Genomic DNA, 23,772 nt, shown 5'->3' with positions numbered 1-23,772 from the left:
GATGTGCCGAGGTGATCTTCCGTGGCGATCGAAATTCCGCACCAAGTAGCTTGCTTTCTGAATTATGTCGGAGTTCCATACCCGGACGTGAATGAGGACCAGGTCCACGAACTAGCTGGTCATGTGCGGTCTTTCGCAACGAATGTGCGGAACACGCATGCGCTTGCCACGGGGGCGATCGCGGATATGGGCTCAGTCTATTCCGGCTATTCCTACGAACAGCTGGTTGCGGCGTGGGCGAGGATGAGTCCGGCCCACATGGCGGAGTTGGATACCGCGTGCCGGGTGGTCGGAAAAGCGTTGGATATCGCGGCGGATGTGATCAAGACGGTCAAGATCGCCGTGCTGACCGAGCTCGCTGCGCTGGCGGTCAGTTATGCGGCGATCATGGGCGCTGCGATAGCGACCGGTGGTATCGCAGCGTTGATGGAACAGGCAGTTGTGGCAGCGGCGCGAAAATTGTGCGAGGCCATGCAGCAAATGCTGTTCGATTATCTCTTGTCTGTGGTGCTCGAAAATGCAATCGTGCCGCTCGAAGATGCCATCGGAAATATTGTTCACAGCGTTGTCAACGCCACCGCAAGTGCGCTCCAGGTGCCGCCTTCGAGCAATTCTGGTGCGCTGCCATTGCGTATAGATCCGGACGAAGTTCGGCAGTATTCCAAACTATTCGACCGGTACGCCGACGACATTATGGAACACGCTCGAGGGTTCGCCGATAATGTGTCGCGCCTGGATTTCACCACACCCGGCGCCGTCCACAGCAGTCTCGGTGTTCCCAATGGGCCGGAAGTCCCACACCTGATTGCGGGACCGGCGGCCGAGCGTGCAAGTTCTGGCCTGGCCTCGACCCCACGTGCGATGGTCGATACGACTCACGGAATCGCTGCGCCACGGACATTCAATACTGCGATGAGCGCACATAACGAGGCTCCGGTTGCTGCGCACAACAGCTGGCCTGTGGAAAGCGTAGGAGCACAGCATGTGCCGTCGGCCGCAGCTGTCGGGGACAGCGGGGACATGGCATCGGCAAGCCGGATTACGGGCGGCCCTGCGTTCGCTGAATCCGACATGCGGCGCGACGGCGCGGAATATGTGCCTGAGTACGCTCGACGCGCCTTCGAGGCGTCCACGCCCATCCCCAGCCTGGCCGAGCCGCACTCGATGACCGAGCCGCACTCGATGACCGAGCCGCACTCGATGACCGAGCCGCACTCGATGACCGAGCCGCACTCGATGACCGAGCCGCACTTGATGACCGAGCGTGTGGGTATCGAAGGCACCGAAACGCAGACCAATTTTGCGGTGACCGACAATCCTGTTCAACTCGATCGTGCCGATCCAGCCGACCGTCAGGCGATAGCGCAACCATCGCAGCCGGCCAGGCAGGCTGACCCGGCACGGCCGTCCACACCATGGGCACGATCGGACCGCGGGCCTGCACCACGCACCCCATGGAGGAAATCCCGCAAACCCTCCGCGCGCCCCACTACTGACGCGGGCCGCACACCGGTTGTGACACCGTGGTCAGCAAGCGAGCGCGCTCCGGACATCGCACACGGGGGACTCCCCGGCTCGCAGCGGGGATCGCTTCCACAGCCGCAGGGTGAGAAGAAGCCGGCAGAACGACAGCTGGCATCGGACTCCATCCCGCATGAAATGGATGCTGCCGCCGAAGAATCGGAATCGCTGCATCGGCCCAACGATCGGCCGCCGACCGTCATTGCGCCCGTAGTCGACTCTGATGACGCCCCTTTCCGGTCGACGTGGCCTTCCTGAGGTCTCAGCAGTGGTTCGAACACGGAATCGAGCTGTTGGGCGAGGCCATGTAACTAACTAACGCGCGAGACGGTTGGCGAGCTTGATTGCGCTGAGCCGTGCGGGTCGAAAACGAACGTTTCGACCCGATCAACCCTTCCCACAGCGACCGGCGAATCCGCAGGTCACCGAAAAACGCGAGAATGGGTGACAACTCGTGCGCGGAATCTACGGGGCTTCCCCAGACGCCGTTATTGCTCATTTTCCAGTGGGGCCCTTTGCGTCCGGCTCATCGGACGCCGAGCACGTGACCATGCGGGAGGTGAATTCTCCCTCGAAGTCGAGTCCATGGTAACGGGGGCTGAGGAGGTGATAGCGAAGGTTGCCGGCGATGCAGTGCTCCAGGGCCTCGCAGTAGCGCGCGGCGTCACGGGAGCTTGTGCGGCGTAGTAGCGCGTCGCGATGTTTGCGGTAGCCGTCCTCGGCCCGATGGATCATTTGTACGAGTTCGTCTACTGCCGCCTGCCAGCTCATGCCATGGTCGACTACCATGATCGTCATGGGGTGGGTCATACCAGCGAGGTTGTGTCGGTACCGGGGGTATTCCTTGCGGAATGAGTAGAGATCGTTGACCAGGAACATGTGCTGGTGCGCGTAGGTGACAGCCGTGGCGAGCGCGGTGTTCCAACTGGAGTCGATGCTGAGCATGTGCGGGATAGCGCGGGCGTAGATAGCGGTACCGTAGTCCGCGCAGCGGTGCTTGAGGTAGCTTTCCAGGCTCATCCCCACCTGACGTCGTTGTTGTCGTCGCACCGGCGCCAGGACCAACTGAGAACGGCACAATAGCTGGAGTTCCTGGAGGAATCCATCGCGGATAGGTGGGGTCATCGGTTCGACCATGCCGCGGACGACATCGATAATGGTACGCACCAGTGAGGGCGATGTGGGGTTTACCGGTCCGGTGATGCCGAGTCGTCGGACGGCCTCGCGTAGTTCTTCCCAGATCTGGCCCTGACTGGCCGCATCGCGTGCCAGTGACTTCTCGTCAATGTCGTCGATGACCGTCAGTAGGGCGGTGAACTTGCTCCACAGGACGAGTTGGGGCCGGTCGATTTCGGGAAACATCATGGCTTGCCACAAGTAGAACCGGTATCTGCGGATGCGCTCGACCCAATTGGCAGCCTCTGGATGGGTGCTGAAGACACTCAGCACCCAGTCGTCCACCTCGCGTTGGAACTTGTCGTCGTAGCAGGGATTCTGCTTCCAGGCGAAGGGGCAGCGCACGACGGGGAGGAAATAGGTCGGGAGTTGTCCGATGTTCGGTGAGGCAGACATGAATAGCTCCGTACAGCAAGCTCGATAATTGCGCGGCTGACTATGCAGCCCTGTCGGTGAGGGGCAGGCGCGACACGGTGGGAGTCACCCGGCACGGCGGCGCCGGGCGGTGGCGCGCATGTGCAGACTCCGAGGGTGCAGGACACCTGATCGCGCGATACGGACGCTTTTTCCGGAAAGGGAATGGAGTTCCCAGCGGGTCGCGAGAGTGGCCAGGGTGAGGGTGGACAAGGTGAGGGCGAAGACGTCGCCGATGCATTTGCGGGCGCCGTGTCCGAACGGGATCAACGCGTTGCGAGGTGGTTGAGGTCGGGCCGGGTCCCACCGGTCGGGATCGAAGCGTTCCGGGTCGGGGTATAGGTCGGGGCGATGATGGATGAGGTAGGCACTGTACGCGACGGTGGTGCCTGCCAGCAGGCGATGGCCGCCGAGGTCGGTGTCCTCGGTGACCTCGCGGGTGAGCAACCAGGCCGGCGGCCGCAGTCGCAAGGTTTCGGTAATAATCCGGCCGGTCAGCGCGAGGTGGGGTAGGTCGGCGTAGTGGGCGTGACGATCGGTCAAGACGGTGTCGACTTCGTGGTGCAGGCGGTTGGCGATTTCGGGGTGCCGGTCGAGCAGGTACAACGCCCAGGCCAAGGTGGTTGCGGTCGTTTCGGTACCGGCGATGAAGAAGCCGATGATCTGGTCGGCGAGTTCGGTGTCGGTCAGACCGCGACCATCGGTGGCGGTGTCGCGGGCGGCCAGCAGCATCGAGAGCAGGTCGTCATGGCGTGTGGTATCGCGGCGGCCGGCGATTATCTCATCGAGGGTTTGGCGCAGGTGGGTGCGGGCGCGGCCGAAGGCGCGGTTGCCCGGGGTAGGCAAGTGGTCCAGTGGCGGCGGCATCAATAGCCGACGGAAGGCACCGTCGACGAGGGTAGTGATATCGTCAAGCGCTTGGCGCAGGACGACGTCGCGTACCGTGTCGGAGAACAGTGCTGCGGTGGTGACGGTCGAGGTGAGTCGCTGGGTTTCGGCGCTGACGTCAAGAATCTGCCCATCTTGCCAGGAGTCGATACGGGCAGTGATCTGCTGTTCCATCAGCTCCGCGTACCCGGGCATGCGGTCGCGGGCGAAGGCCGGTTGCATCAGTCGGCGCTGGCGGCGGTGCACCGAGTACGGGCAGCCAATCACACTCTCGCTCATCACTTCCCGGACCTGATCGAAGATCGGCCCGCCTTTGTCGAAGACGTCGTCGTGACGCAGGACATGTTCGGTCAGATCGGGGTCGCACACTACCACGACCGGGACAGGGCCTAAACCGATGCGAACCAGATCACCGTGGGAGGGCAAGGAAGACAGCAGCCGCAGGGGGTTGCGCAGCAGCGGAACGAGATGCCCCACCAGCGGGAGCGCCCCGGGAACCACCGGGATTGAACTCGATGCTCTCATGATCACTTCCTGAAGTTCGGCGCTGGTACGAAAGTCGCCATGGTCACGGCCCAGCGGGTGCGGTAGGAGACAGAGCAGCACGGCCCCTGTCGATCCGTTGCCGAGCAATAGTCAAGACTTGTGGATGAGGGGGGCCTGACCACTGGGTCGGGTATGGCTATATCGGGTCATCAGTTTGCCATGGGTAGAGGAATTGCACAGGGCGCAACTGCCATGTTTTGAGCGTGGAAGTCAGTTCCAACTCGCCAGTGGCTGCGGCGGAACGGATCAGGACAGCGCCGATGTCGTTGAATTCCTCCCACGCATTCTCCCAAAGCACATGGTTTTACCAGAGTGGCAGAAGATTGCGTGCCGACATGCCGAGCATCTGGCGCAATTTAAGTCCGTTAGTCGTTCGTCGGAGATGGTTAAGGATTGGAGGGGTAGAGTATTTCCGGCGGGGTTGACGATAGTTGCAAGAATTGTTGCTGTGAGTGATTATCAATGGAGCAGATTCGATCGTGTGATCTCTCACGACATAGCTACCAGGAGCGATGCGCCCAACGAGCCGCAGAAGATAATGGTGTGCCGGAGTTGCCGCAGATATGGTATTGCCCAGTGGGAGTCATCGCGCGCGACGGCATTCAATAAGGCTGGCACGTCAACGCGGATCAATAACGGATCATTTGTGCCGGCGAAGGCTGAAGTTACTGATTTCACGGCGGTGAGTTCGCTGTAGAGGATCAGTGCATTGCCTGTAAACAACGCCGGTTGAATTGCCCATGTCAAGCGGAGGCCCCAGGCGTTAGCGGCAATGTTGAGTACAGCGAGAACGGTCATGAGGACTGCAATAACGATAGACAAGGCGGCTCGGTCGAGGCGCTCGTCGAAACTGAAGTGGTAGTCCGCAAGGATGGTCGCCGGCAGACCCTGACGGTGTAGTTCTGCTGCGGCGCGCGCGTCGGCGTGAAGCCCACAACGGAAGTCCACTGTGGACTCAGCGGCACAAACGGCGGCGATGAGCAACTGGAGGACAGCTGCGAGGACGGTCATAGCTGATTCCTCGTGATCAGGTGACACGGAACATATGAGCAGGCTGGAGTACTGGTCGACGCGTGTACTGCGGCGGCCAGGCCCGCCCGTCCGCGAGCAGCGAAACTGACTATCACGACTCTGGCGTGATAGTGCTGGGCCGTGCAGTCCTGGTCCGGAGGCGACAGAAGCCCTGCCCGAGCTCAGCGCTCGCTCGGCCTTTCCCGGTCTGGTATGCGGTTGCGGATGAGGAACGGGAAGTCGGGTTCAGCAGCGACAGCATCATGCGGTAACAACTTCGGGCCTCCACCAATCTCCGGTGAGCACCGGACGATAAGATCTGGCCGACCATGCTGGTTGCACTGGCGAGGAGGTCTCGTCTTCGCAGCTCAACCAGCGGTAGAGATGTCTTCGAATCCTGTCAGGTGTTTTGGGCCCGCTCGGGTCGAGACTCAAGGGTGCACGCGGGTGTAGATGTACCGTGGGCCAGGATCCGAAGCGCGAGCGTGACATCAGCAGCCAATGACATGGAGAACAATTCAATTTATCGCGATGCTGATTCTGCAGTTCCGGCGGATTTTGTCGGTATTTCCATTCCATGGAGGCGAAGTAGGTTCTCGCCAAGAATTTTGCGCTTGGCCTGCTCAGTTAATGGGGCCCCGAGGTATTGAGTGCTCAGTTCCTCGGGCATTTGGAAGTCCCAGAATGCCTCAATGGCCCACCGGGGGTGGAATATCGGTGCCTCGCTTCCGAAGACGATCTTGTCTTCACCGGCCCAGAACAGCAACTTGGCGAGGATCTCTGCGAACTGGCGAGGCGCACGCACGGCGAGATTGACAGTTGCAGCAATTGATACGTACACGTTCGGGTACCGGATGAGCTGCCAAAGCGCCTCGTCCAGGAAAGGGAGGCCGGGGTGGAAGATCACGAAGTTGATATCGGGAAAGGCTGCGGCTGCGCCGTCGATGTCCCACGTTTGTGTGTGTTCTAGAGGTTGCGGGCCGAGCGGAAGCCCTTTGTGCACACCGATCAGGTTCACCTCTAGCGAACGGGCCGTTTCGAACACAGGAAAGGCGACCTGGGGGTCGTCCATGCGCCAACCCTTAGGTGATCCGAAGTCATAACGGGTGTTGTAAAATTTGAACGCGCAGGCGTGATGTTCTTCGACCTGCCGTTCCATCTCCTCATGCGCGGCGCGGCCTTCCAGTGGATTGACGCTTCCCCAAAAAACCACCCGCTCCGGATCCATGGCAGCCATCTCCGCGCAGTCGGTGAGTGGAGAGAACCCATCACGTCCGAGGTCCGACAGCGGCAGTGGCATCGAGACCACCATGTCGACCGGCGATTCGTCGAACACCATGTGGTGGATCTCTTGCGCAGTCCACTTGCGACAAAATCGGTCTTGTGAGAGAAGTCCCGTGTGGGGCGGTGTGAGTGCGCTGTGGAACCCGTAAAGACTGTGAATCAACATCTGGCCGGGTTGGCCGAGGGCATTGCTGAGGTCGAGATTCGGTACGTGCGCGACGCTGTCGAAGACGAACACATCATCGATCATATTGACTACCTCCGCGGTTCTGTGGTGTCTGCTGTGGTGGAATTGACTGGTGTTTGCGCTGGCGCGACCGCTGGTGTGCGATGCTGACCGTGTGCGCGACTGGGTTGCGGAAGGAGCTCGAATGCTTTGGCGAGCCAGGGGGCGGCGCGCGAGGAATCCCAGGATTCATCCCAGTTGACCTTGACGGCGACTTGATTTACTCCGGGCAATTCAGCCACCCTGTCATGCGCTTGCCCCAACATTCGGATCGAAAACGGGCACCAGCCAGTAGTAAGTACTAGTTCGACGACCACAGAGTCGTGGTCTATGAACACCTTGTCGACCAGACCCATATCCACGATTGAGATCTTGCGTTCTTCGCAACACCCGTCGTAGACGGTGCTGAGGGCCTCCATAACCCCTGCGGTGTCAATTGCTGAACATGCCACCAGCGCGTCTCCCTTTTGTCCGACCCCCTGCAGGAGTTGAGACTAGGTCGATGTTCCACACCTCGGGATGGCCCGAAGGTGGAGTTCTCCAGCCAGGTAGCCGCGGTAGCAGGTGCGATTGCCGGGGCGCTTGCCCTCATAGCCCGATAGTATCGGTGCCGTACCAACGCCGCTCTGTATTACCCGCAGAGTGTGAAAATAAACAGGAAGGCATCGGACGCGAGATTCGGCACAAGTCGATAGCATGAGGCATTCGGCCGGAAACGGCAACGAAATCTCTGTATCGAAAACTCGGCTAGGTGCAGCTCGGCTACAGACAAGCTTGCCATTTCCGCAGAAGTCGCGGCGAAAGATTTCCGGTGATGTAGCCCTCTTCTGAAAGTGCAAATCGACGAATTATCAGATCGAACACAGGATGCAACGAAATGCTCCCGTGGACTTTCGCTTCGCGACGGCAGGCGAAGGTTGCTTCGATGGACCGCTGTGGTGGCACCAAAGGTGTCTTATGTGCGGCCGCGCCAGATCGACTCGGCTTCACTAGTGGGTGCGACCGTTAATTCGTCGGGGGTTGCCAGGCGGTGGGGTCGTTGAGGTAGAGGCCGCAGGCGCAGTCAAGGGTTTCTGCGGGGGTGCCGGCGGGGTAGCCGTTGGGCAGGATTGAGTCCTCGTAGCCGTCGCGGCTTGCCAGATAGACGGCGAATCCCCAGGTCGTGGCCGAGCCCGTGTAGCGCAACCGCATCAGTGGCAGCCTGGTGCCGTCGGCGAGTTCGCCGGTGACGTAGGCGAACCTGCCGTGGTATCGGGCGTGGAGGTCGGTCAGCTGTGGCCAGCGTTCGGCGGCTCGGGCGCGCAGTCGTTGCCGCAGTGAGATCTTGGTCGATTCCGGCGGTGTGGCCATGAGCCCTCAGCCTGCCACGTGGCGGCCCGGCGTGTCTGCCCGGCTCGGGGGTGGTTACTCCTGCACAGTGCCTTGTTCGATTCATTCATGATGAGGGACAAGGGAATTCGGCATGCCGATTGGCAGCCCGTATGTGGTGTGCTTGACGAGCGAGCAGCGGTCGGAGTTGGAAGCGGTCACTCGCAGGGCGACCGCACCCCAGCGGCAGGTCCTGCGGGCGCGGATCGTGCTCGCCGCCGCGGACGGTGTATCCAACGCCGGGATCGCGACGGTGTTGGGAGTCTGTGTCGACACCGTCCGGAAATGGCGAAACCGGTTCTGCCGCAATGGGATTAAAGGTCTGGTCGACTTGCCCCGCAGCGGCAGGCCGCGAGCGTTCGCCGCTGGGGTGGTCGCCGAGGTCAAAGCTCTGGCCTGCGAGCTGCCTGCCTGGTCCGGGCTGCGGCTGGCGCGTTGGAGCTGTCCGGAGCTGGCGCGTGAGGTGGTGGCCCGCGGCGTCACCGAACAGATCTCGGCCTCGACCGTGCGTCGCTGGCTGGCCGACGACGCGATCAAGCCCTGGCAGCATCGGTCGTGGATCTTCCCGCGCGACCCGTATTTCGCGGTCAAGGCCGGCCGAGTGCTCGATCTGGATGCCCGCGTCTTCGACGGCCTGCCACTGGGCGCCGACGAGTTCGTGCTGTCTGTCGACGAGAAACCCGGCGTGCAGGCCAGAGCGCGCAAACATCCCAGCCTGCCACCGGAACCACGGCGGGCGGTGCGAATCGAATCGGAGTACGCACGTCACGGCACCCTCGCATATTTCGCCGCTTACGACGTGCACCGCGCCCATGTCATCGGTCGCTGTGAGGCCACCACCGGTATCCAACCATTCGGCCGACTCGTCGATCAGGTCATGACAACCGAACCCTACGCGAGTGCACAGCGAGTGTTCTGGATCGTGGACAACGGTGCCTCCCACCGTAATTGGGCTGCAGCACACCGGCTCAACGACGCCTACCCCAACGCCCACATGATCCACCTGCCCGTGCACGCCTCCTGGCTCAACCAAGTGGAAATCTACTTCTCCGCTGTTCAACGCAAAGCGCTCACGCCCGACAACTTCCCCGACCTCCACCATGTGGCCGAACGCCTGCTCGCCTTCCAGAACCACTACAACGCCACCGCCCACCCCTTCGACTGGACCTTCACCCGAGCCGATCTCAACAATCTGCTCCACCGCCTCGGCCACCACAACCTGCACACACCCCGACCCGAACCCGCCTGGCAACCCCCGACGAATTAACGGTCGCACCCACGAGCACGACAGTTGTATTTCGTTGTGCTGCATGGTTGTTGATCGCCGACCAGACCAAGCCGACGGCCATTGCGCCGTACATCCACCTCGACATCCACACCGCCTTGCGATGCAGCATCGCAATCAGGGCCTCCGAACTCGTCGCGCGGCCAGAGCCCGCTCGTGCCACCGGCGATCGGCCAGGTCTTGTTGCCTGATCCGAGCGGTCTGGATGTGCTCGCGATACTCAGAGGTGTCAAGGCACACTTCGCAAGTCGCTTGCGCTGACGCCTGCTCTGATCCCGCAGCCACTGTTGAAAGCGACGCTCTTTGTCGATCTCGTCGAACGACATCGCTTGCGCCAAGGCCGGATCGGCCTGCAACGGCAACATGGCTCGGGCACGCTCAACCCTGTTCCCAAGCTCGGCGACCAGATCCTTGCCCGACAGATCTCTTTCGGAGTCATCGGTGAAGCGGTGGCGCCGACCGATGAGTACCTTCACGCCGAACCCCCGCAGGCAACGGCACTGGCAACGAACCTTCGAGCGCGAAACGGCGACGGATCATCGTCGGCATGGACGAGCACCATAAACGTTCCTCAGCACATCGGGACAAATTACGGACCCGAGAGGCACGCCAGGTCATCCTTATGAACTGGCGTGGGTACGTCGAATCAGCACATGCGACATACAGCAACCGCAGATGATTCGCAGAATCCCGTCCGCGTCCAACGCAAGGCCTCGAAGCGGCCCATCCGCGCTGAGCGCCCAGCCTCAACCGGCCGAGCTGGCCCCTGATTATTAACCAACTACTTCGGCTTGGCAAAGCGGATCCACCGTTGCAACGCGAAAGCCACACGAACACAGCCCGATTCGCGTCGATGGCTGCCATCACGACGCGCGGATGACGACCCCATCTGGCGGCCCCAGTGCGTAGCGATAGCAATACGCGCACCGCGTAACGCACCCAGGCTCGGGTTGTCTTGACACACAACCGGTCACGGCCCTAATGGCCACGCCATCCCCCGGAGGTTGGTCCGGCACCACGCGTGAGCAACCTTGGCCCAGGGGAAGTGCCGAGTTCCCAAGCCCCCGCGCCCCGGTGATTCCCACACGCTGCTCGCGGAAGTTCTGATTCCCCAGGCTGTGTAGGGATCGGAACGTGCCGGGCCGCAACACGACACTGGTGGCGAGGGTTTGGCGACGGCCATCGCTGCGCAGCTAGCGTCATAGGCCCGGACGTCAGAATAGCCATGATCAGTTGTGCCGATGGGGAAACCGGCCCGGCGCAGTCAAGCGGCGTCAGCCATCTGGTCCAATGCGGATCCGTAAGCGGCGACCCCAACGGGATCAGCCACGGCCGGGCTGTCGCCGATCATCATGGCGAACTCACCAGCAGCAAACGAATGCATCCACACGACAGCCGCAATTATCAGCGGCGCGATGCCGAACTCGATCGTCGCCTGAATGTCACCAGCTGCGGCATGCGGCATGACATTCAGCGCGATACTCAGCAGCAACAGCGCTGCCTCGATCGTGACAATCTTCGACTTGGCGATCACATGCCCCTCGCGGGACGCCGTCGTCGCAAGGTGCATGATCGCGATGAGTGGCAGCGTAATCAGCGGCTCGACGAGGAATGCAAGCCAATAGCGAGGGTCCGCGATCGCGGACCCCGCCATCAGGTTGTTCTGCACGTTGACCGAACCCCACAGCACGCCGGTCACCACGACGCCATTCATGACACGTGATACCCACTGCGAGCTACGGAAGAGTCTTCCGACGCGGGCGGCGGGGCTAGCGACACGCCGACATGCCGCAACAGCGTCCGCGTGCGCCTCGGCATCGGCAATTTCGAGACGCCGCTGTCCCTCTTCGTGGCGATGAGCGTCTCTCGCCGCGCCGAGGCGAGCGATCCGGGCCAGAGCCCGGATGTCCTCTTCAACGGCGCGCTCGGCAAGCAGTTCATCGTCGGATTTGGCGTCGACGAACGCCTCATCAGTCTGCTCAGCCAGGCGTTTTCGTGCGCGGTTCTGTTGTTCGGTGAAGTCGAAGTCGACATCGAACAGTCTCGTAGTCCGGACAGGCCGTCGGAGCGTTGGCATGGTGATAATGGTCATGTCGGGAAGGACCTTCTTCCTGGCATCAGCCCCTTAGCGGATGGTCTAGATCCGCTGAGGGGCATTTTTGTAGCCCATCGCTGGGAGGGGCTAGCTCCATGGGTGGGTGTTGTCGTCGGGATTCGATCACCTACTGAGGCGGCACGTCAACGCCCCTCGGCTGCGGCACCGGAAGAGAAACCCCACGTCGGAACAAGGTCGTCGGCTCCCTTTTGTAGATGATTCGGACAAGTAGCTAACAGTGGGCGACCTAGTCGACTCTGGGAGAGTTTGGGGGAATTCCTGGGGAAATTTGCCCCTCCGAGCGCCATCCAATGCGATCGAACGCGACCGAATCGGCGACGATGAACAGATCGATTCATCGGGATGCGGCCAGACTATGGTCGGTATTTAAATACCGCAAGCTCAGCTGTTGAACTTTACCCGGAGGGGACCGCCGACACTGTTGAACAGCAGATCCCCGTTCGGAAAGAACTGGACCATCGCGTACGCGCCGTTGCCGAGGTTGCTCTGCCCGAAGATGGTGCGGTGCACCGTCTTTCCGGACTTCCAGTCCAGTCCGGTCACCTCCCAGCCGTCGGCCCTGGTGTATCCGTTGACGAAGACGATGCCGGATTTACTGCTCTCGGTGGGCACCATGCTCGTGGAGACCACATCGGCGCGCGACCACACCGAGGTCCAGCGGTGGTCGGATGGATCCCATTGGAACCGTTCGATACCCGACGGTGGCGCGAAGACCGGCCCACCCGCGAGCACATCGACGAGTCGGTCCATCGCCCCCTCCGGCCGGGCATTGTTGACCACGAACGCACCGTAGCCGTCCACGACGACCGACTGCTCGCTCTGGATGAATTCGGGCTGCGGATTCAGCCCCGCCGTCACCGCGATCTGGTCGGCGATCCGATTGGATTTGGTGCCCGGCTTCGGCTGGAAGCCTTCGGGAATGGCGTCGCGCCAGAACGCGACCAACTTCATCCGATCGGCCCCGTCGGTGATGACGACGAGCCGGTCGTCCCTGCCGTAGCCCATGAGGGTGGGGGTGGAGCCGGTGCCGATGCCGAACTTGACCGCGGATGGTTGCCGTCCGAAATCGTAGGGCGCCGCCCACGCGCCGTCGGTGGCGTCGGCCGACAGTCTGGATCCGGTCCATACCACCTTGTGCATGATCTTGTCGGAGGCGGCGTAGATGCCGCCCTGCTCGTCCACCGCCATCGCATTGGAGACCACCTCGTCGGCACCGAAGTGGACCTGCTGCGGTTCGCCCTGCAGGCTGCGGTCGAGGATCGAGAGTCCGCGGGTGCTGAGTATCGCGAGTTGGCCGTCATAGGTCATATTCAGTCCGACGATGGACTCGGGCAGGCCACCGAGTCCCGCGCCGGTGCCGAGCCACGGTTTGAAGTCGAGGGTGCGCAGAATTCGTACGCCCGCTTGCGGATTGTTCGCATTCGTCAGACCGAAGACCACGATCTCCGCGTTCTGTGTGACGTAATAGACCCGATTGTCCTTGTCCACCAAGCTGTAGACGCCGTTGGTGATGCGCGTCCAGTCGAGGCCCCAGTCATTGTGCACGGCGGTCTCCACCTGGCCGACATCGGTGAAGTTCTGGTCGAGTACCTGGTCGAGGGCTTGCGGCGATACTGGTTTCGCGCCGGGCGCGTCGGCGCGAGCGATCTCGTGGAACATGCCATTGCCCGTCTGGACATAGATCACACCCTGGGTGGAGGAGATCCACATGTAGTCCGGATCGGTGGCGGCGAGGGTCATGATGTTGACCGGTCCCGAGGCGACGCGCTGCTGTTGCTTCGGGTCGACGCGGAACTCGCCCTGTGGCGTTTGGTACGGGAAGGTGTCGGACTGGCCTGGATCGATATGGGTGAGGCCATAGGTCGCGGCCGAGAGATAGGGATTGCGGGCTGGGCCGGAGGCGGTGCCGGACTGGTTCTCGGTCGTTGACGAATCGCTGCCGCAAGCGGGGGTTACCAGGGCGATGGCCAGCGCGATGGCGAGAGCGAGTGCTTTGCGGCGCGTGGCTGTGTTGTCGCTACGCTCGCTCATTGGTGTGCTCCTCTACGCTCGCTGTCGGGCAGTCGATCGGGCGGAACGCGTGCCGCGGCTCGGCGGCGAACAATGAAACAACGAGTGCTCTTTCGTGTCCGCGAACATAACACATGGCCTGGTCACACGGGGTGGCTGGTATTTTTATACCGAGTGCGACTATGCTTGGTATAAAAATACCGAGTTGGAGGTTGGGCATGGTGGAGTTGAAGTCGGCGCAGGAGATCGAACACATGCGGGTGGCGGGACGCTTCGTCGCCCAGATTCTCGCGGAACTGCGCGAGCGGGCTCGCGTCGGGGTGAACCTGCTGGAGCTGGAAGCCTATGTGCGGGAACGGATTCGCGAGCGCGGTGCGGTGTCGTGCTACTGGGACTATGCGCCGTCCTTCGGGCGTGGGCCGTTCCGCAACACCATCTGCCTATCGGTGAACGACGCTGTCCTGCACGGACTTCCGTTCGATTACGCGCTCCGTGACGGAGATGTGCTGACTATGGACCTGGCACTCGGCATCGACGGATGGGTCGCCGACTCGGCCACCAGCATAATCGTCGGCACCGCCGATGCGGAGGATCTGCGACTGATCAAGGCGACCGAGGACGCGCTGGCCGCCGCCATCGCGGTGGCATTGCCCGGCAACCGGATCGGCGATATCTCCGCCGCCATTGCGGCGGTCGCGCGGGCGAATGGCTATCCGGTGAATACCGAATTCGGCGGACACGGACTCGGGCGCACGATGCACGAGGATCCGCATGTGTCCAATGTGGGCCGCGCCGGTCGCGGATTCCCGCTGAAACCGGGTTTGACCATTGCGATCGAGCCTTGGTTCGCTCGCACGACCGATCGCATCTATACCGATCCGGATGGCTGGACGATTCGCTCAGCCGATGGTTCGCGGACCGCGCACTCCGAACATACGGTCGCGATCACCGAGGATGGACCGCAAGTGCTCACCGTGGCCGCGTGACACTCAATCCGTCTCGGCCAGCCAATCGGCCAGGTCGGTGGCGGCGCGCAGTTCGGCCGCGACAGCCGCTCGCTCGGCCTCCGACAGCGGCATCGTCCTGAGTTCGGCGCGTAGCTCGGCGGCCCGCTCGGAATCGTCGGTGGCGATGCCTAATTCGGCGAGTGCCGCCAGCGCCCGAGCCTTGTCGACGGTCGATGCCTGCGCACCGAACCGGCCGAGGCCAACCTCGAGCATCCGGATCGCGGCCGCGTCGTCGTTCTTGAAATCGCGCAGGATGCGGGCATTATCGATAGCCCGGGCCAGGCCGTCGAGTTCGCGGGAGCCGCCGTAATCGAGTTCCGCGGGTTCGTCGCGCTGGATGTAGATGATGGTGTTGCCGACCGGGTCGATCACGCTGAACCGGCTTTGGCCGGGGCGGAATCGGGTGATGCGCGGGCAGCCTTTCGCGGGGATCTTTCCGTAGCGCTTGCGCAGTGCCGCGCTGAATGCGCGATGCCGCTCGGCGACATCATCGAGCATGATCAGGCAGCCGACCTGTTCGGCGGGGAGTTCGATGCCGGCAGGTGCGGTGGCGAAATGGACCGCACAGCCGTTGGTCTCCACCGCGCCGTAGGCGTAGGGCCGCGCCTGTTCATGAGTGACCGTGTATCCGAGGGTTCGATAGAAGTCGAGGGTGTCTTTCAGGCCACCGCTCCAGAGCACCGGAACCGCCGTATCGCCCATAACTGCCCCACCTCGAGCTAGGTAATCAATTTTGACTACCAGAGGTTAGGGCGGTGAAACGACGGAAGTCAAATTTGAGTAGTATGGCCTTTCCGTGAGAATAGGAGTCCGAAATGTCGGCGGTGCGCCTGCTCGTCCTCGGCGTAATGCGGTTGCGTCAGCCCACCTACGGATACGCCGTGCGTCGCGAACTGCTGTCCTGGCGTGCCGAGACCTGGACGAATGTGAAGCCGGGTTCGATCTATCACGCGCTCAAACAGCTGACACAGGAAGGCAAATTGAGCGCGTTCGGAACCGAGGGGAGTACCGAGGGCCCCGGCCGGACCTTGTTCGAACTGACCGAGGCGGGGAAGGCCGAGTTCCGCAAGCTCATGGACGAGGCGCTGGTCAGCGTCGATATGGAGGAGCTCGGCGCGGGTATCGCGTTCATGGATGCGCTGCCGCGCGCGCACGTCATCGAGAAACTGCGTGAACAACGCCGCAATGCCGCCGCGGTTCGCGACGACCTGCTCGCCATGATCCCGAAGTTCCCCGGCCGCTACGAACCACCACATGCGACCGATCTGCTGGAGTTGTGGAGCGGGGTGTTCGACAATCTGTCGCATTGGACCGGAGGTGTGCTCCAACGCCTGGAAGCGGGCGAATACCGGATGTCGGACTGAGGCCGGGCCGGGGCCGGACGGGCAAGGTGCAGCGTCCGCGGCTCGAGCGGTGCCGCGCCCGTGGGCCCGATGCCGGATAGGCTGCCCGCATGACGAACACGCTGGGCGAGGTCGGCAAATCCGATTACGTGTTGTTGACGACCTTCCGTAAGGATGGCACGCCGGTCGGCACGGCCGTCTGGGCGGCCGAGGACAACGGCAAGCTGTATGTGTGGACCGAAACCAATAGCTGGAAGGTCAAGCGGCTGCGCAACAATCCGGCCGTCACCCTGCAGCCGTGCAACCCGTCGGGCAAACCGCGCGGTGAGATCATCGAAGGCACCGGCCGAGTGCTCGATGCCGAGGACACCCAACGCGTCCGCAAGCTGATCAAGAGGAAGTACTGGCTGCTCGGACCGATCCTGGTGAACGCGAGCATCATTCGACGCGGCAAGTCCGGCACCATCGGCCTCGAGATCACCCCCACCGCGTAATCGCGAATGCCGGGCTCGTCAATTTGAGCCCGGCGCTCGCCGGTCAGGTCGCCTGGCTCACGGAGGACATGTGGAAGTCCGGGATTCGCAAGGGCGGCATAGCGGTTCGGGTGAACCAGTCCTTCCATTCGCGGGGGAGGGTGGTTTCGGTGGCCCCCGCCTCGGTGGTGCGGCGCAGTAGGTCGATCGGGCTCTCGTTGAAACGGAAGTTGTTGACGGCGGCGGTGACCTCGCCGTCCTCGACGAGGTAGACGCCATCGCGGGTGAGGCCGGTGAGCAGCAGGGTGGCCGGATCGACCTCGCGGATGTACCAGAGCGTGGTGAGCAGCAGGCCACGTTCGGTATTCGCGATCATCCGGTCGAGCGTCACGCCGGATCCCCCGGTCAGCAGCAGGTTCTCGCCGGGAACCGTAGTGGGGGCGTCGAATTCGGCGGCGGTGGCGCGCGGGTAGACCAGGGATTCGATGACGCCGTCGCGCAGCCAGTCCACGCGCCGGGCCGTCAGGCCGTTATCGAAGACCGACACTGATTCCGAGGATGATGACGTCGCCACGAACGGGCGGTACTCGAGTCCATTGGCCCCGGGATCGGAATAGAGCGTCAGTGGAATCTCGCTGAGCCGCTCGCCGATTCGGGTGCCGCCCGCCTTGGCGAAGGCGCTGTGACCCTCGTGTGCGCCACGGCCCTCCATCGACCAGGCCATATAGATCATCAGGTCCGCGACCGCCGAGGGCGGCAGCAGGGTTTCGTAGCGTCCGGCGGGCAACTCGACCCGCCGCTTGGACCAATCCAGACGCCGTGACAGCTCGGTCAGCAGGTCGGGAATATCGACATCGGTGAAGTCCGCGGTCCCGACACCGACCCACCCACTCGCCAGATCCGCGCCCTCGCCGCGCTTTCCATTGATCTCCACCGAACCGGTGGGCTGGACGAAGCGACGGCGAATGCCGGTCGAGCTGCCCAGCCACGTGGTGTGCATCTGATGGTGGGCGAAACCATACAGCCGGTCGGCGCCGTCGAACCCGCCCGCCAGATCGCGCGCCACCTCGGTGAAGACCTCGATACCGGTGCTACCCGGCGCAGCGGCCCAATCGGCACTGTCGTTTCCGCCCGGCAGGCCTTGGGTGTCCGGTGTCAACAGCGGCATCGCGTCTTTTGCGGGTTCGGCGGTGCGGGCCGCGGTTTCGCTGGCGCGGACCAGTGCCTCGATATCGGCGGGGTCGACGCTGGTGGAGCTGACGCTGCCGACGCGCGCGGCATTCGGGCCGTCGCGGAATATCGAAATGACCACCCATTCCCGCGAAATCGAGGAACCATTGGTGGTCATCGAGTTGCCGGCCCAGCGCAGCGACGCCTCGTACGCGTCGGTGACGATCACCATCGCCTCATCCGCATGCGAGAGCGCCAGCGCCTGCTCGACGACCGCGCCCGCGGGCATCATGCGCTCGGTCACTGACCTGCCTCCGTCCGGGTGTTGAGAACGTTGATGCCGCGCACCAGGATCGATGGGCAGCCGTGGCTGACCGCCGCGACCTGGCCGGGTTGGGCCTTACCGCAGTTGAACGCGCCGCCGAGGCGCCAGGTGGACCGGCCGCCGAGTGCCTCCATCGCACCCCAGAAGTCGGTGGTGGTCGCCTGGTAGGCGACATCGCGCAGTTGGCCGTCGAGCTTGCCGTCGCGAATACGGAAGAACCGCTGGCCGGTGAATTGGAAGTTGTAGCGCTGCATATCGATCGACCACGACTTGTCGCCGACGATGTAGATGCCGTTATCGACCCGAGAAATGAGTTCGGCTGTGCTGGTGTCGTTTTCGGGGTCCGGTTGCAACGAGACATTGGCCATTCGCTGGATCGGCACATGGTGCGGGGAGTCCGCGTAGGAGCAGCCGTTGGAGCGTTCCAGGCCCAGGCGCGGGGCGAAGACGCGGTCGAGTTGGTAGCCGACCAGTACACCGTCGCGCACCAGATCCCAGCGTTGTCCGGCGACACCCTCGTCGTCGTAGCCGACCGAGGCCAGACCGTGCACCTCGGTGCGATCGCCGGTGACGTGCATGATCCGTGTCCCGTACCGGAGTGCGCCGAGCTTGTCCGGAGTCGCGAACGAGGTGCCCGCATAGGCGGATTCGTAGCCGATGGCCCGGTCGTATTCGGTGGCGTGCCCGATGGATTCGTGGATGGTCAGCCACAGGTTGGTCGGGTCGATCACCAGATCGGTACGGCCGGCCTCGACACTCGGCGCCGTCACCTTCTCGGCGAGCCACTCCGGGATGCGCGCGAGTTCCTCGTTCCAGTCCCAGATTCCGTCCGCGCCGGTGACGTACTCCCAACCGCGTCCGGCCGGCGCGGCGAGGGTGCGCATGGTCTCGAAGACGCCCGCCGTGGAATTCACGGTGATCGCCTCGAGCTGCGGGTGCAGGCGCACCCGCTGCTGGGTGATCGCGGAGCCCGCGGTGTCGGCGTAGAAGGCCTGCTCCTTGACCTGCAGCACCGAGGCGGTGACATGGTCGACGCCGTCGGCCGCGGACAGGCGGCCCGCATAGTCCTGCAGCAGTGCGACCTTATCGGCGGTCGGCACCGCGAACGGGTCCACGTCGTAGGCCGAGACCCAGTGCACATTGTCGTAGCGAGGTTCGTCGGCGAGTTCGACGCGCTCGCGGTTGAGCGCGCGCAAGGTGGTCGCCACCGTGACCGCCCGGCGCGCCACCTCGACGGCGGTGTCCGCGGTGAGCGCGGCATGCGAGGCGAAACCCCAGGTGCCGTCGACGATCACGCGTACGGCGAAGCCGAGATCGGTGGCATTGGTGATCGCCTCGACCCGGCCGTCCCGCAATCGGATCGACTGGGTGACCAGCCGATGCACGCGTAGATCCGCATGCTGGGCGCCCGCCGCGCGCGCCGCGGACAGGGCGGCGTCGGCGAGCGTGTGCAGTGGTAACGCAAGAAACTCGGCGTCCACATCTTTGGCAGTCGCGATGCTCACCCGACCAAACCTAGTCGGTCCGGCGGGCGGGCGCCGCTACCCGTGCGCTGACGCACACCATGTCGTCGGGCACCGACTGGTACGCCGCGCGAAATACCCAGTGGGGCTGTGGCTTACACGATGGCCGCGGGTGTGGCGGCGACGAGTCCACCGTCGATGAGCAGGTCGTGGCCATTGATGTAGGACGCCTCATCGGAGGCGAGAAAGGCGACTGCGGCGGCGATGTCATCCGCGGTGCCGATGCGGCCCGCGGCCACCGATGCCACAGCGGTGGCCTGGACCTCGGCCGAAGCCTCGGCGTAGAACGCCGGCGTCGCGGTATAGCCCGGGCTCACGGAATTGACCCGGATCCCCTTCGGTGCCAGTTCGGCCGCCAGTGTGCGTGCCAGATTGTGCACGGCCGCCTTGGTCGCCGAGTAGAGGGCGGCGCCCGGCCCGCCGCGATGCAGTGCGAACGATGCGTTGATCACGATCGCGGCCCGATCGGCCAGCAGTGGGAGGGACTTCTGGATGGTGAAATACGCGGCCTTGAAGTTGATGTCGACTACGCGGTAGAACTCGGCCTCGGTGACATCGGTGAGCGGCTGGAACGCACCGACGCCCGCATTGGCGAAAACCACGTCCAGCCGCCCGAATCGGTCCTGGATCGCGGCCGTCAGCACGTCGAGATCGGCGAGATCCGCGGCGTCGCCCAGCTGGGCGAGGACGCGGTCTCCAGCGTCCAACTCCTCGACCGCGGCGTCGAGCCGGGCCTTATCGCGCCCGGTGATGATCACCTGCGCGCCCTCGTCGAGCAACCTGTGCGCGGTGGCCAGGCCCATACCGCTGGTACCGCCGGTGATCAGCGCGATCTTGTCGTCGAATCGGGAATTGCTCGACATGGTGCGACCTCTCATACAGTTGGATTGTTCAAATACTTACGGACAGTTCGACTGTATGTCAACAATCGAGCTATCCTGTCCGTGTGATGACGGCACATCCCGAGCGGGATCGGATCCGGTTGGCGAATGTCTTTGCCGCCCTGGGCAACCCATTGCGGCTGCACATCGTCCGGGTGCTGGCGGACGGGGCCGAGCACACCTGCGGCTCGATCGTGGACGGTGTGCCCAAGTCGAATCTGACCCATCACTACCGGGTGCTGCGCGCCGCCGGGATCATCTGGCAGCGGCCGTCCGGTCGGGAGACCCTGCAGTCGTTGCGCCGCGACGACCTCGACGCCCGCTTTCCCGGCTTGCTGGACTCGGTGATCGATGCGGCACGCCGCGACATCGCCGCGGACCAGCCCGACGCGCACCGAATGTGATCACGGTTCGGCCGCGCGGCGCGCGTGAAAGTGGTGCTTACCGTACCTAAGTCGCGTTATGCCGTACTGTGCCCGCGTGCCGCCATCCGCCCTCCGCGATCGTAAACGGGAACGTACCCGCCGTGCCCTCCTCGAGGCCGCCGTCGAACTTTTCGAGAACAGAGGTTATGAGGAGACCACGGTGGCCGATATCGCCGCCGCCGCGGAGGTGGGTACCCGAACCTTCTTCAACTATTTCGCCAGCAAGGAAGAGTTGCTATTTCCGGAGCAGGACGAACGCGTCCGCGCCGCAGTGGCGGCGATCGCCAGCCGTCGCCCCGGTGAGCGGCCGGTGGAGGTGCTGCTGCGCGCATTGCGGGCGGCCGGTGACAATCCGGGCGAACACCTGGTCGACGACCTGAGTTCGCGCGTCGCCGCACTGCGCGCACAGGTTTCGCGCACCGTACCCGCGGTGAGCGGACGTGCCGCGCATGCGCAGTTGGTCGCGCAACGCGAGATCGCGCGGCAGTTGCATATGGCGTTTCCGGCCGAAATGGACGAGGTCGGTGCGGCCGCATTGGTCGGTGCGGTGGTCGGTGCGGTGTCCGGTGCGCTGACGGTGCTGTTCCAGAGTCCGGTGGCCGGAGTGGATGGTGAGCGACTGCATCGCCAGATCCACGAAACTACCTCGCGGGTGCTGCAGCCCTGGCTTACCTCCGGCACCAAGATGCACGCCGGACCCATGCACTGAGCGGTCAGCCGAATTGCTGCCAGCCCAAACGGATCACCATGCCGATGACCACCACCAGCAGGACGACCCGCACGAACTTCGCGCCATTGCGTAACGCCATGTGCGAGCCGAGGATCGCGCCCGCCACATTGCCGACCGCCATGGCCGCGCCCAGCGCGACCATGATGTGGCCGGTGACGCCGAAGAAGATCAGCGCGCCGAAATTGGATCCGCAGTTGATCACCTTCGCCATCGCGGCCGCGCGCACGAATTCGGTGCCGAGCAGGGTGGCGAAGGTGATGATCAGAAAGGTGCCGGTGCCGGGGCCGAGCAGTCCGTCGTAGAACCCGATCAGCCCGGCGGCCAGGGCGATCACGAGCACGACCTTGCGTCGCGTCGGCGCGTGCGTTGCCATGGTGACGCCGATCGACGGGCGCAGCGTGACGAAGACGGCGACCCCGACCAGCACCACCATCACGATCGGGATGAACAGGTCGCGATCGATGAGTGACACCGCGGCCGCACCGGTCGCGGCGGTGACCGCCGCGATCGCGGCCGCGGGCAGCAGGGTCCGCCACTGCATCGGGACCTTGCGTGCGAACGTCATGACCGATGCGGTGGTGCCCGCGACCGCGGCGAGTTTATTGGTGCCGAGCGCGGTCTGCGGTGCTATACCGGGCGCCACCAGGAACAGTGTCGGCAGAATGATCAATCCGCCGCCGCCGACCACCGCATCCACCCAGCCTGCCGCGGTCGCGGCCGTCAATAAGGCCGCCCAGTCTGCAAAATCCACCCGGCCAGCCAACCAGATGGTTGGGTTGTGCGGCATCGGCGGGTGCGGCTACCACCGGTTCCGATCGCACCTAGGCTGATGTTCGTGCGCCGGTTCAGTCTGTGGCTTCGCGGTAAGCCCCTCATCGCGGATTCGATCCTGGCCGTCGCGTTGATGCTGCTCGAGGTGCTCGGGGTCAGCAACTCCGATAACAAGCTGGCGTATCTGGGAATCGGGGTGCTGCTGCCGGGACCGGTGGCATTTCGGCGGCTGTACCCGCGCGCGATGGCCGCCGCGATGCTCGGGCTCTCGATCGCCTCGACACTGGTGAGCTACGCGTCCGAGGACAAGGCCGACCACATCGCGCTGATCGGGCTCGGCATCATGCTGTACACCCTGGTCGCCTACGTCGGCCGCACGGAAGCGCTGTGGTACGCGCTCGGCCTGGTCGCCGACTGCACCCTCTCATTTTTCTTGCTGCACAAGCCATCCGGTTCGGACCTCATCTTCACCGCGATGTTCTACGCACTGTGCTGGACGCTGGCCGAATTCATCGGCGCGCGACACGCCTACGACCAAGAGGTGGCAGCACGGCTGGCGGTCGCCGACTACGACCGGGAACGCCGTGCTCACGATGCCGTCGCCACCGAGCGCACCCGCATTGCCCGCGAACTGCACGATGTCGTCGCGCACGCGGTGAGCGTGATCATCGTGCAGGCCGACGGTGCGAAGTACGCGCTGCGTCGCGATCCGGACGCCGCCGAACGGGCGCTGACCACCATCGCTGGTACCGGTCGTGAGGCACTGCGCGAACTGCGCAGGACCGTCGCGCTGCTGCGTATCGAACACGCACCGGATCAGCTGCCCCAGCACGGAACCGCCGGTCTGGCCAAGGTGGTCGAGATGATGCGCGACACCGGCCTCGCCGTGGAACTCGAAATGACCGGTGAACTCGACGACATCACCCCCGAGGTGAGTCTCGGCATGCACCGTATCGTGCAGGAATCGCTCACCAACACGCTGCGGCACGCTGGCTCGCACCCGAAGGCATGGGTGCGCGTGCAACGCCGCGTGACCGATGTCGTGATCGAGGTCAGCGACACCGGCGGAGTTCCGGTAGCAGAGCAGGCCGCGAGCCTGATCGAGGGCGGCGGTATGGGATTGGTCGGCATGCGTGAACGCATCGCCGTCCTGGGCGGCACGCTGGAAGCCGGCCGCACACCCGAGGGCGCGTGGCGGGTGCACGCGACCATCCCACTGCTGCGCGGCAACGAAAGCTGTTAGCGGAGGCCTCCTTTCGACGCCTCGCGTACGGTGCGG

The 23,772-nt window shown here is 63.7% G+C and carries 22 protein-coding genes; 8 read left to right on the top strand and 14 right to left on the bottom strand.

The genetic code is table 11. The annotated features are described in order from the left end of the window. Nucleotides 1-21: 21 nt before the first annotated feature. The gene (locus ACQP1G_RS25680) at nt 22-1,779 is read left to right on the top strand and encodes a hypothetical protein (protein WP_433192138.1); all 1,758 of its coding nucleotides are present in this window, start codon (nt 22-24) and stop codon (nt 1,777-1,779) included. Nucleotides 1,780-2,016: 237 nt separating this feature from the next. On the opposite strand, the gene ACQP1G_RS25675 is transcribed toward ACQP1G_RS25680, so the two are convergent. The 6 genes from ACQP1G_RS25675 to ACQP1G_RS25650 all read right to left on the bottom strand — a co-directional run bounded on the left by ACQP1G_RS25675 (nt 2,017) and on the right by ACQP1G_RS25650 (nt 8,416). Further along, complete coding sequence (locus tag ACQP1G_RS25675; RefSeq protein WP_433192137.1) at nt 2,017-3,093, bottom strand: terpene synthase family protein; 1,077 nt, start codon at nt 3,091-3,093, stop codon at nt 2,017-2,019. Between the two features lie 84 nt (nt 3,094-3,177). Next, nucleotides 3,178-4,524, bottom strand: a complete 1,347-nt coding sequence (locus ACQP1G_RS25670; protein WP_433192136.1) for a cytochrome P450 — start codon at nt 4,522-4,524, stop codon at nt 3,178-3,180. A gap of 510 nt (nt 4,525-5,034) precedes the next feature. Then, nucleotides 5,035-5,556, bottom strand: coding sequence for a hypothetical protein (locus ACQP1G_RS25665; RefSeq protein ID WP_433192135.1), 522 nt, complete (start codon nt 5,554-5,556; stop codon nt 5,035-5,037). Between the two features lie 523 nt (nt 5,557-6,079). Next, nucleotides 6,080-7,090: an amidohydrolase family protein gene (locus ACQP1G_RS25660; RefSeq protein ID WP_433192134.1), complete on the bottom strand. Its 1,011-nt coding sequence runs from the start codon at nt 7,088-7,090 to the stop codon at nt 6,080-6,082. A 5-nt stretch (nt 7,091-7,095) separates the two neighbouring features. Beyond that, nucleotides 7,096-7,485, bottom strand: a complete 390-nt coding sequence (locus tag ACQP1G_RS25655; RefSeq protein WP_433192133.1) for a metal-sulfur cluster assembly factor — start codon at nt 7,483-7,485, stop codon at nt 7,096-7,098. Nucleotides 7,486-8,071: 586 nt separating this feature from the next. After that, nucleotides 8,072-8,416, bottom strand: coding sequence for a hypothetical protein (locus ACQP1G_RS25650; RefSeq protein ID WP_433192132.1), 345 nt, complete (start codon nt 8,414-8,416; stop codon nt 8,072-8,074). Nucleotides 8,417-8,528: 112 nt separating this feature from the next. Between ACQP1G_RS25650 and ACQP1G_RS25645 the strand changes: the two genes are divergently transcribed. Then, entirely contained in the window at nt 8,529-9,701 is a 1,173-nt protein-coding gene (locus ACQP1G_RS25645; protein ID WP_433192131.1) for an IS630 family transposase, read from the top strand. Here ACQP1G_RS25645 and ACQP1G_RS25640 read toward each other — a convergent pair. The 3 genes from ACQP1G_RS25640 to ACQP1G_RS25630 all read right to left on the bottom strand — a co-directional run bounded on the left by ACQP1G_RS25640 (nt 9,698) and on the right by ACQP1G_RS25630 (nt 13,866). After that, the gene (locus ACQP1G_RS25640) at nt 9,698-10,195 is read right to left on the bottom strand and encodes a hypothetical protein (protein WP_433192130.1); all 498 of its coding nucleotides are present in this window, start codon (nt 10,193-10,195) and stop codon (nt 9,698-9,700) included. The genes ACQP1G_RS25645 and ACQP1G_RS25640 overlap by 4 nt on opposite strands. 788 nt (nt 10,196-10,983) lie before the next feature. Next, the gene (locus ACQP1G_RS25635; RefSeq protein ID WP_433192129.1) at nt 10,984-11,811 is read right to left on the bottom strand and encodes a hypothetical protein; all 828 of its coding nucleotides are present in this window, start codon (nt 11,809-11,811) and stop codon (nt 10,984-10,986) included. A gap of 405 nt (nt 11,812-12,216) precedes the next feature. Beyond that, nucleotides 12,217-13,866: a hypothetical protein gene (locus ACQP1G_RS25630; RefSeq protein WP_433192128.1), complete on the bottom strand. Its 1,650-nt coding sequence runs from the start codon at nt 13,864-13,866 to the stop codon at nt 12,217-12,219. Between the two features lie 197 nt (nt 13,867-14,063). On the opposite strand from ACQP1G_RS25630, the gene map reads away from it, so the two are divergent. Next, nucleotides 14,064-14,831: a type I methionyl aminopeptidase gene (gene map, locus ACQP1G_RS25625; RefSeq protein ID WP_433192127.1), complete on the top strand. Its 768-nt coding sequence runs from the start codon at nt 14,064-14,066 to the stop codon at nt 14,829-14,831. A 3-nt stretch (nt 14,832-14,834) separates the two neighbouring features. On the opposite strand, the gene ACQP1G_RS25620 is transcribed toward map, so the two are convergent. After that, a complete protein-coding gene (locus tag ACQP1G_RS25620) occupies nt 14,835-15,554 on the bottom strand; it encodes a glyoxalase (RefSeq protein WP_433192126.1) in 720 nt (239 codons plus the stop codon). 113 nt (nt 15,555-15,667) lie between these two features. On the opposite strand from ACQP1G_RS25620, the gene ACQP1G_RS25615 reads away from it, so the two are divergent. Further along, nucleotides 15,668-16,216, top strand: coding sequence for a PadR family transcriptional regulator (locus ACQP1G_RS25615; RefSeq protein WP_433192125.1), 549 nt, complete (start codon nt 15,668-15,670; stop codon nt 16,214-16,216). A gap of 89 nt (nt 16,217-16,305) precedes the next feature. Further along, nucleotides 16,306-16,689 carry a PPOX class F420-dependent oxidoreductase gene (locus ACQP1G_RS25610; protein ID WP_433192124.1) on the top strand — a complete coding sequence of 128 codons (384 nt, stop codon included), beginning with the start codon at nt 16,306-16,308 and terminating at the stop codon, nt 16,687-16,689. A 43-nt stretch (nt 16,690-16,732) separates the two neighbouring features. Here the strand turns inward: ACQP1G_RS25610 and ACQP1G_RS25605 are convergent, their stop codons facing one another. From ACQP1G_RS25605 to ACQP1G_RS25595, 3 genes are all read right to left on the bottom strand, one after another. Further along, the gene (locus ACQP1G_RS25605) at nt 16,733-18,130 is read right to left on the bottom strand and encodes a metallopeptidase TldD-related protein (protein WP_433208801.1); all 1,398 of its coding nucleotides are present in this window, start codon (nt 18,128-18,130) and stop codon (nt 16,733-16,735) included. A gap of 8 nt (nt 18,131-18,138) precedes the next feature. After that, on the bottom strand, nt 18,139-19,668 hold the full coding sequence (locus tag ACQP1G_RS25600; protein ID WP_433192123.1) for a TldD/PmbA family protein: 1,530 nt from the start codon (nt 19,666-19,668) through the stop codon (nt 18,139-18,141). Between the two features lie 113 nt (nt 19,669-19,781). Continuing rightward, nucleotides 19,782-20,549, bottom strand: coding sequence for a glucose 1-dehydrogenase (locus tag ACQP1G_RS25595; protein ID WP_433192122.1), 768 nt, complete (start codon nt 20,547-20,549; stop codon nt 19,782-19,784). Nucleotides 20,550-20,635: 86 nt separating this feature from the next. Here ACQP1G_RS25595 and ACQP1G_RS25590 point away from each other — a divergent pair, with 86 nt between their 5' ends. Beyond that, nucleotides 20,636-20,971, top strand: a complete 336-nt coding sequence (locus tag ACQP1G_RS25590) for an ArsR/SmtB family transcription factor (protein WP_433192121.1) — start codon at nt 20,636-20,638, stop codon at nt 20,969-20,971. 76 nt (nt 20,972-21,047) lie between these two features. Further along, complete coding sequence (locus ACQP1G_RS25585) at nt 21,048-21,701, top strand: TetR/AcrR family transcriptional regulator (protein ID WP_433192120.1); 654 nt, start codon at nt 21,048-21,050, stop codon at nt 21,699-21,701. Nucleotides 21,702-21,705: 4 nt separating this feature from the next. On the opposite strand, the gene ACQP1G_RS25580 is transcribed toward ACQP1G_RS25585, so the two are convergent. Beyond that, nucleotides 21,706-22,473 (bottom strand): TSUP family transporter, encoded by a 768-nt coding sequence (locus ACQP1G_RS25580; RefSeq protein WP_433192119.1) that lies wholly within the window; start codon nt 22,471-22,473, stop codon nt 21,706-21,708. An 84-nt stretch (nt 22,474-22,557) separates the two neighbouring features. Here ACQP1G_RS25580 and ACQP1G_RS25575 point away from each other — a divergent pair, with 84 nt between their 5' ends. Then, a complete protein-coding gene (locus ACQP1G_RS25575; RefSeq protein WP_433192118.1) occupies nt 22,558-23,736 on the top strand; it encodes a sensor histidine kinase in 1,179 nt (392 codons plus the stop codon). Nucleotides 23,737-23,772 lie beyond the last annotated feature (36 nt).

Origin of the sequence: Nocardia sp. CA-107356, assembly GCF_050946365.1 — a bacterium.
Taxonomy (GTDB): Bacteria; Actinomycetota; Actinomycetes; order Mycobacteriales; family Mycobacteriaceae; genus Nocardia.
This window is presented reverse-complemented; position numbering and strand designations above follow the sequence as displayed.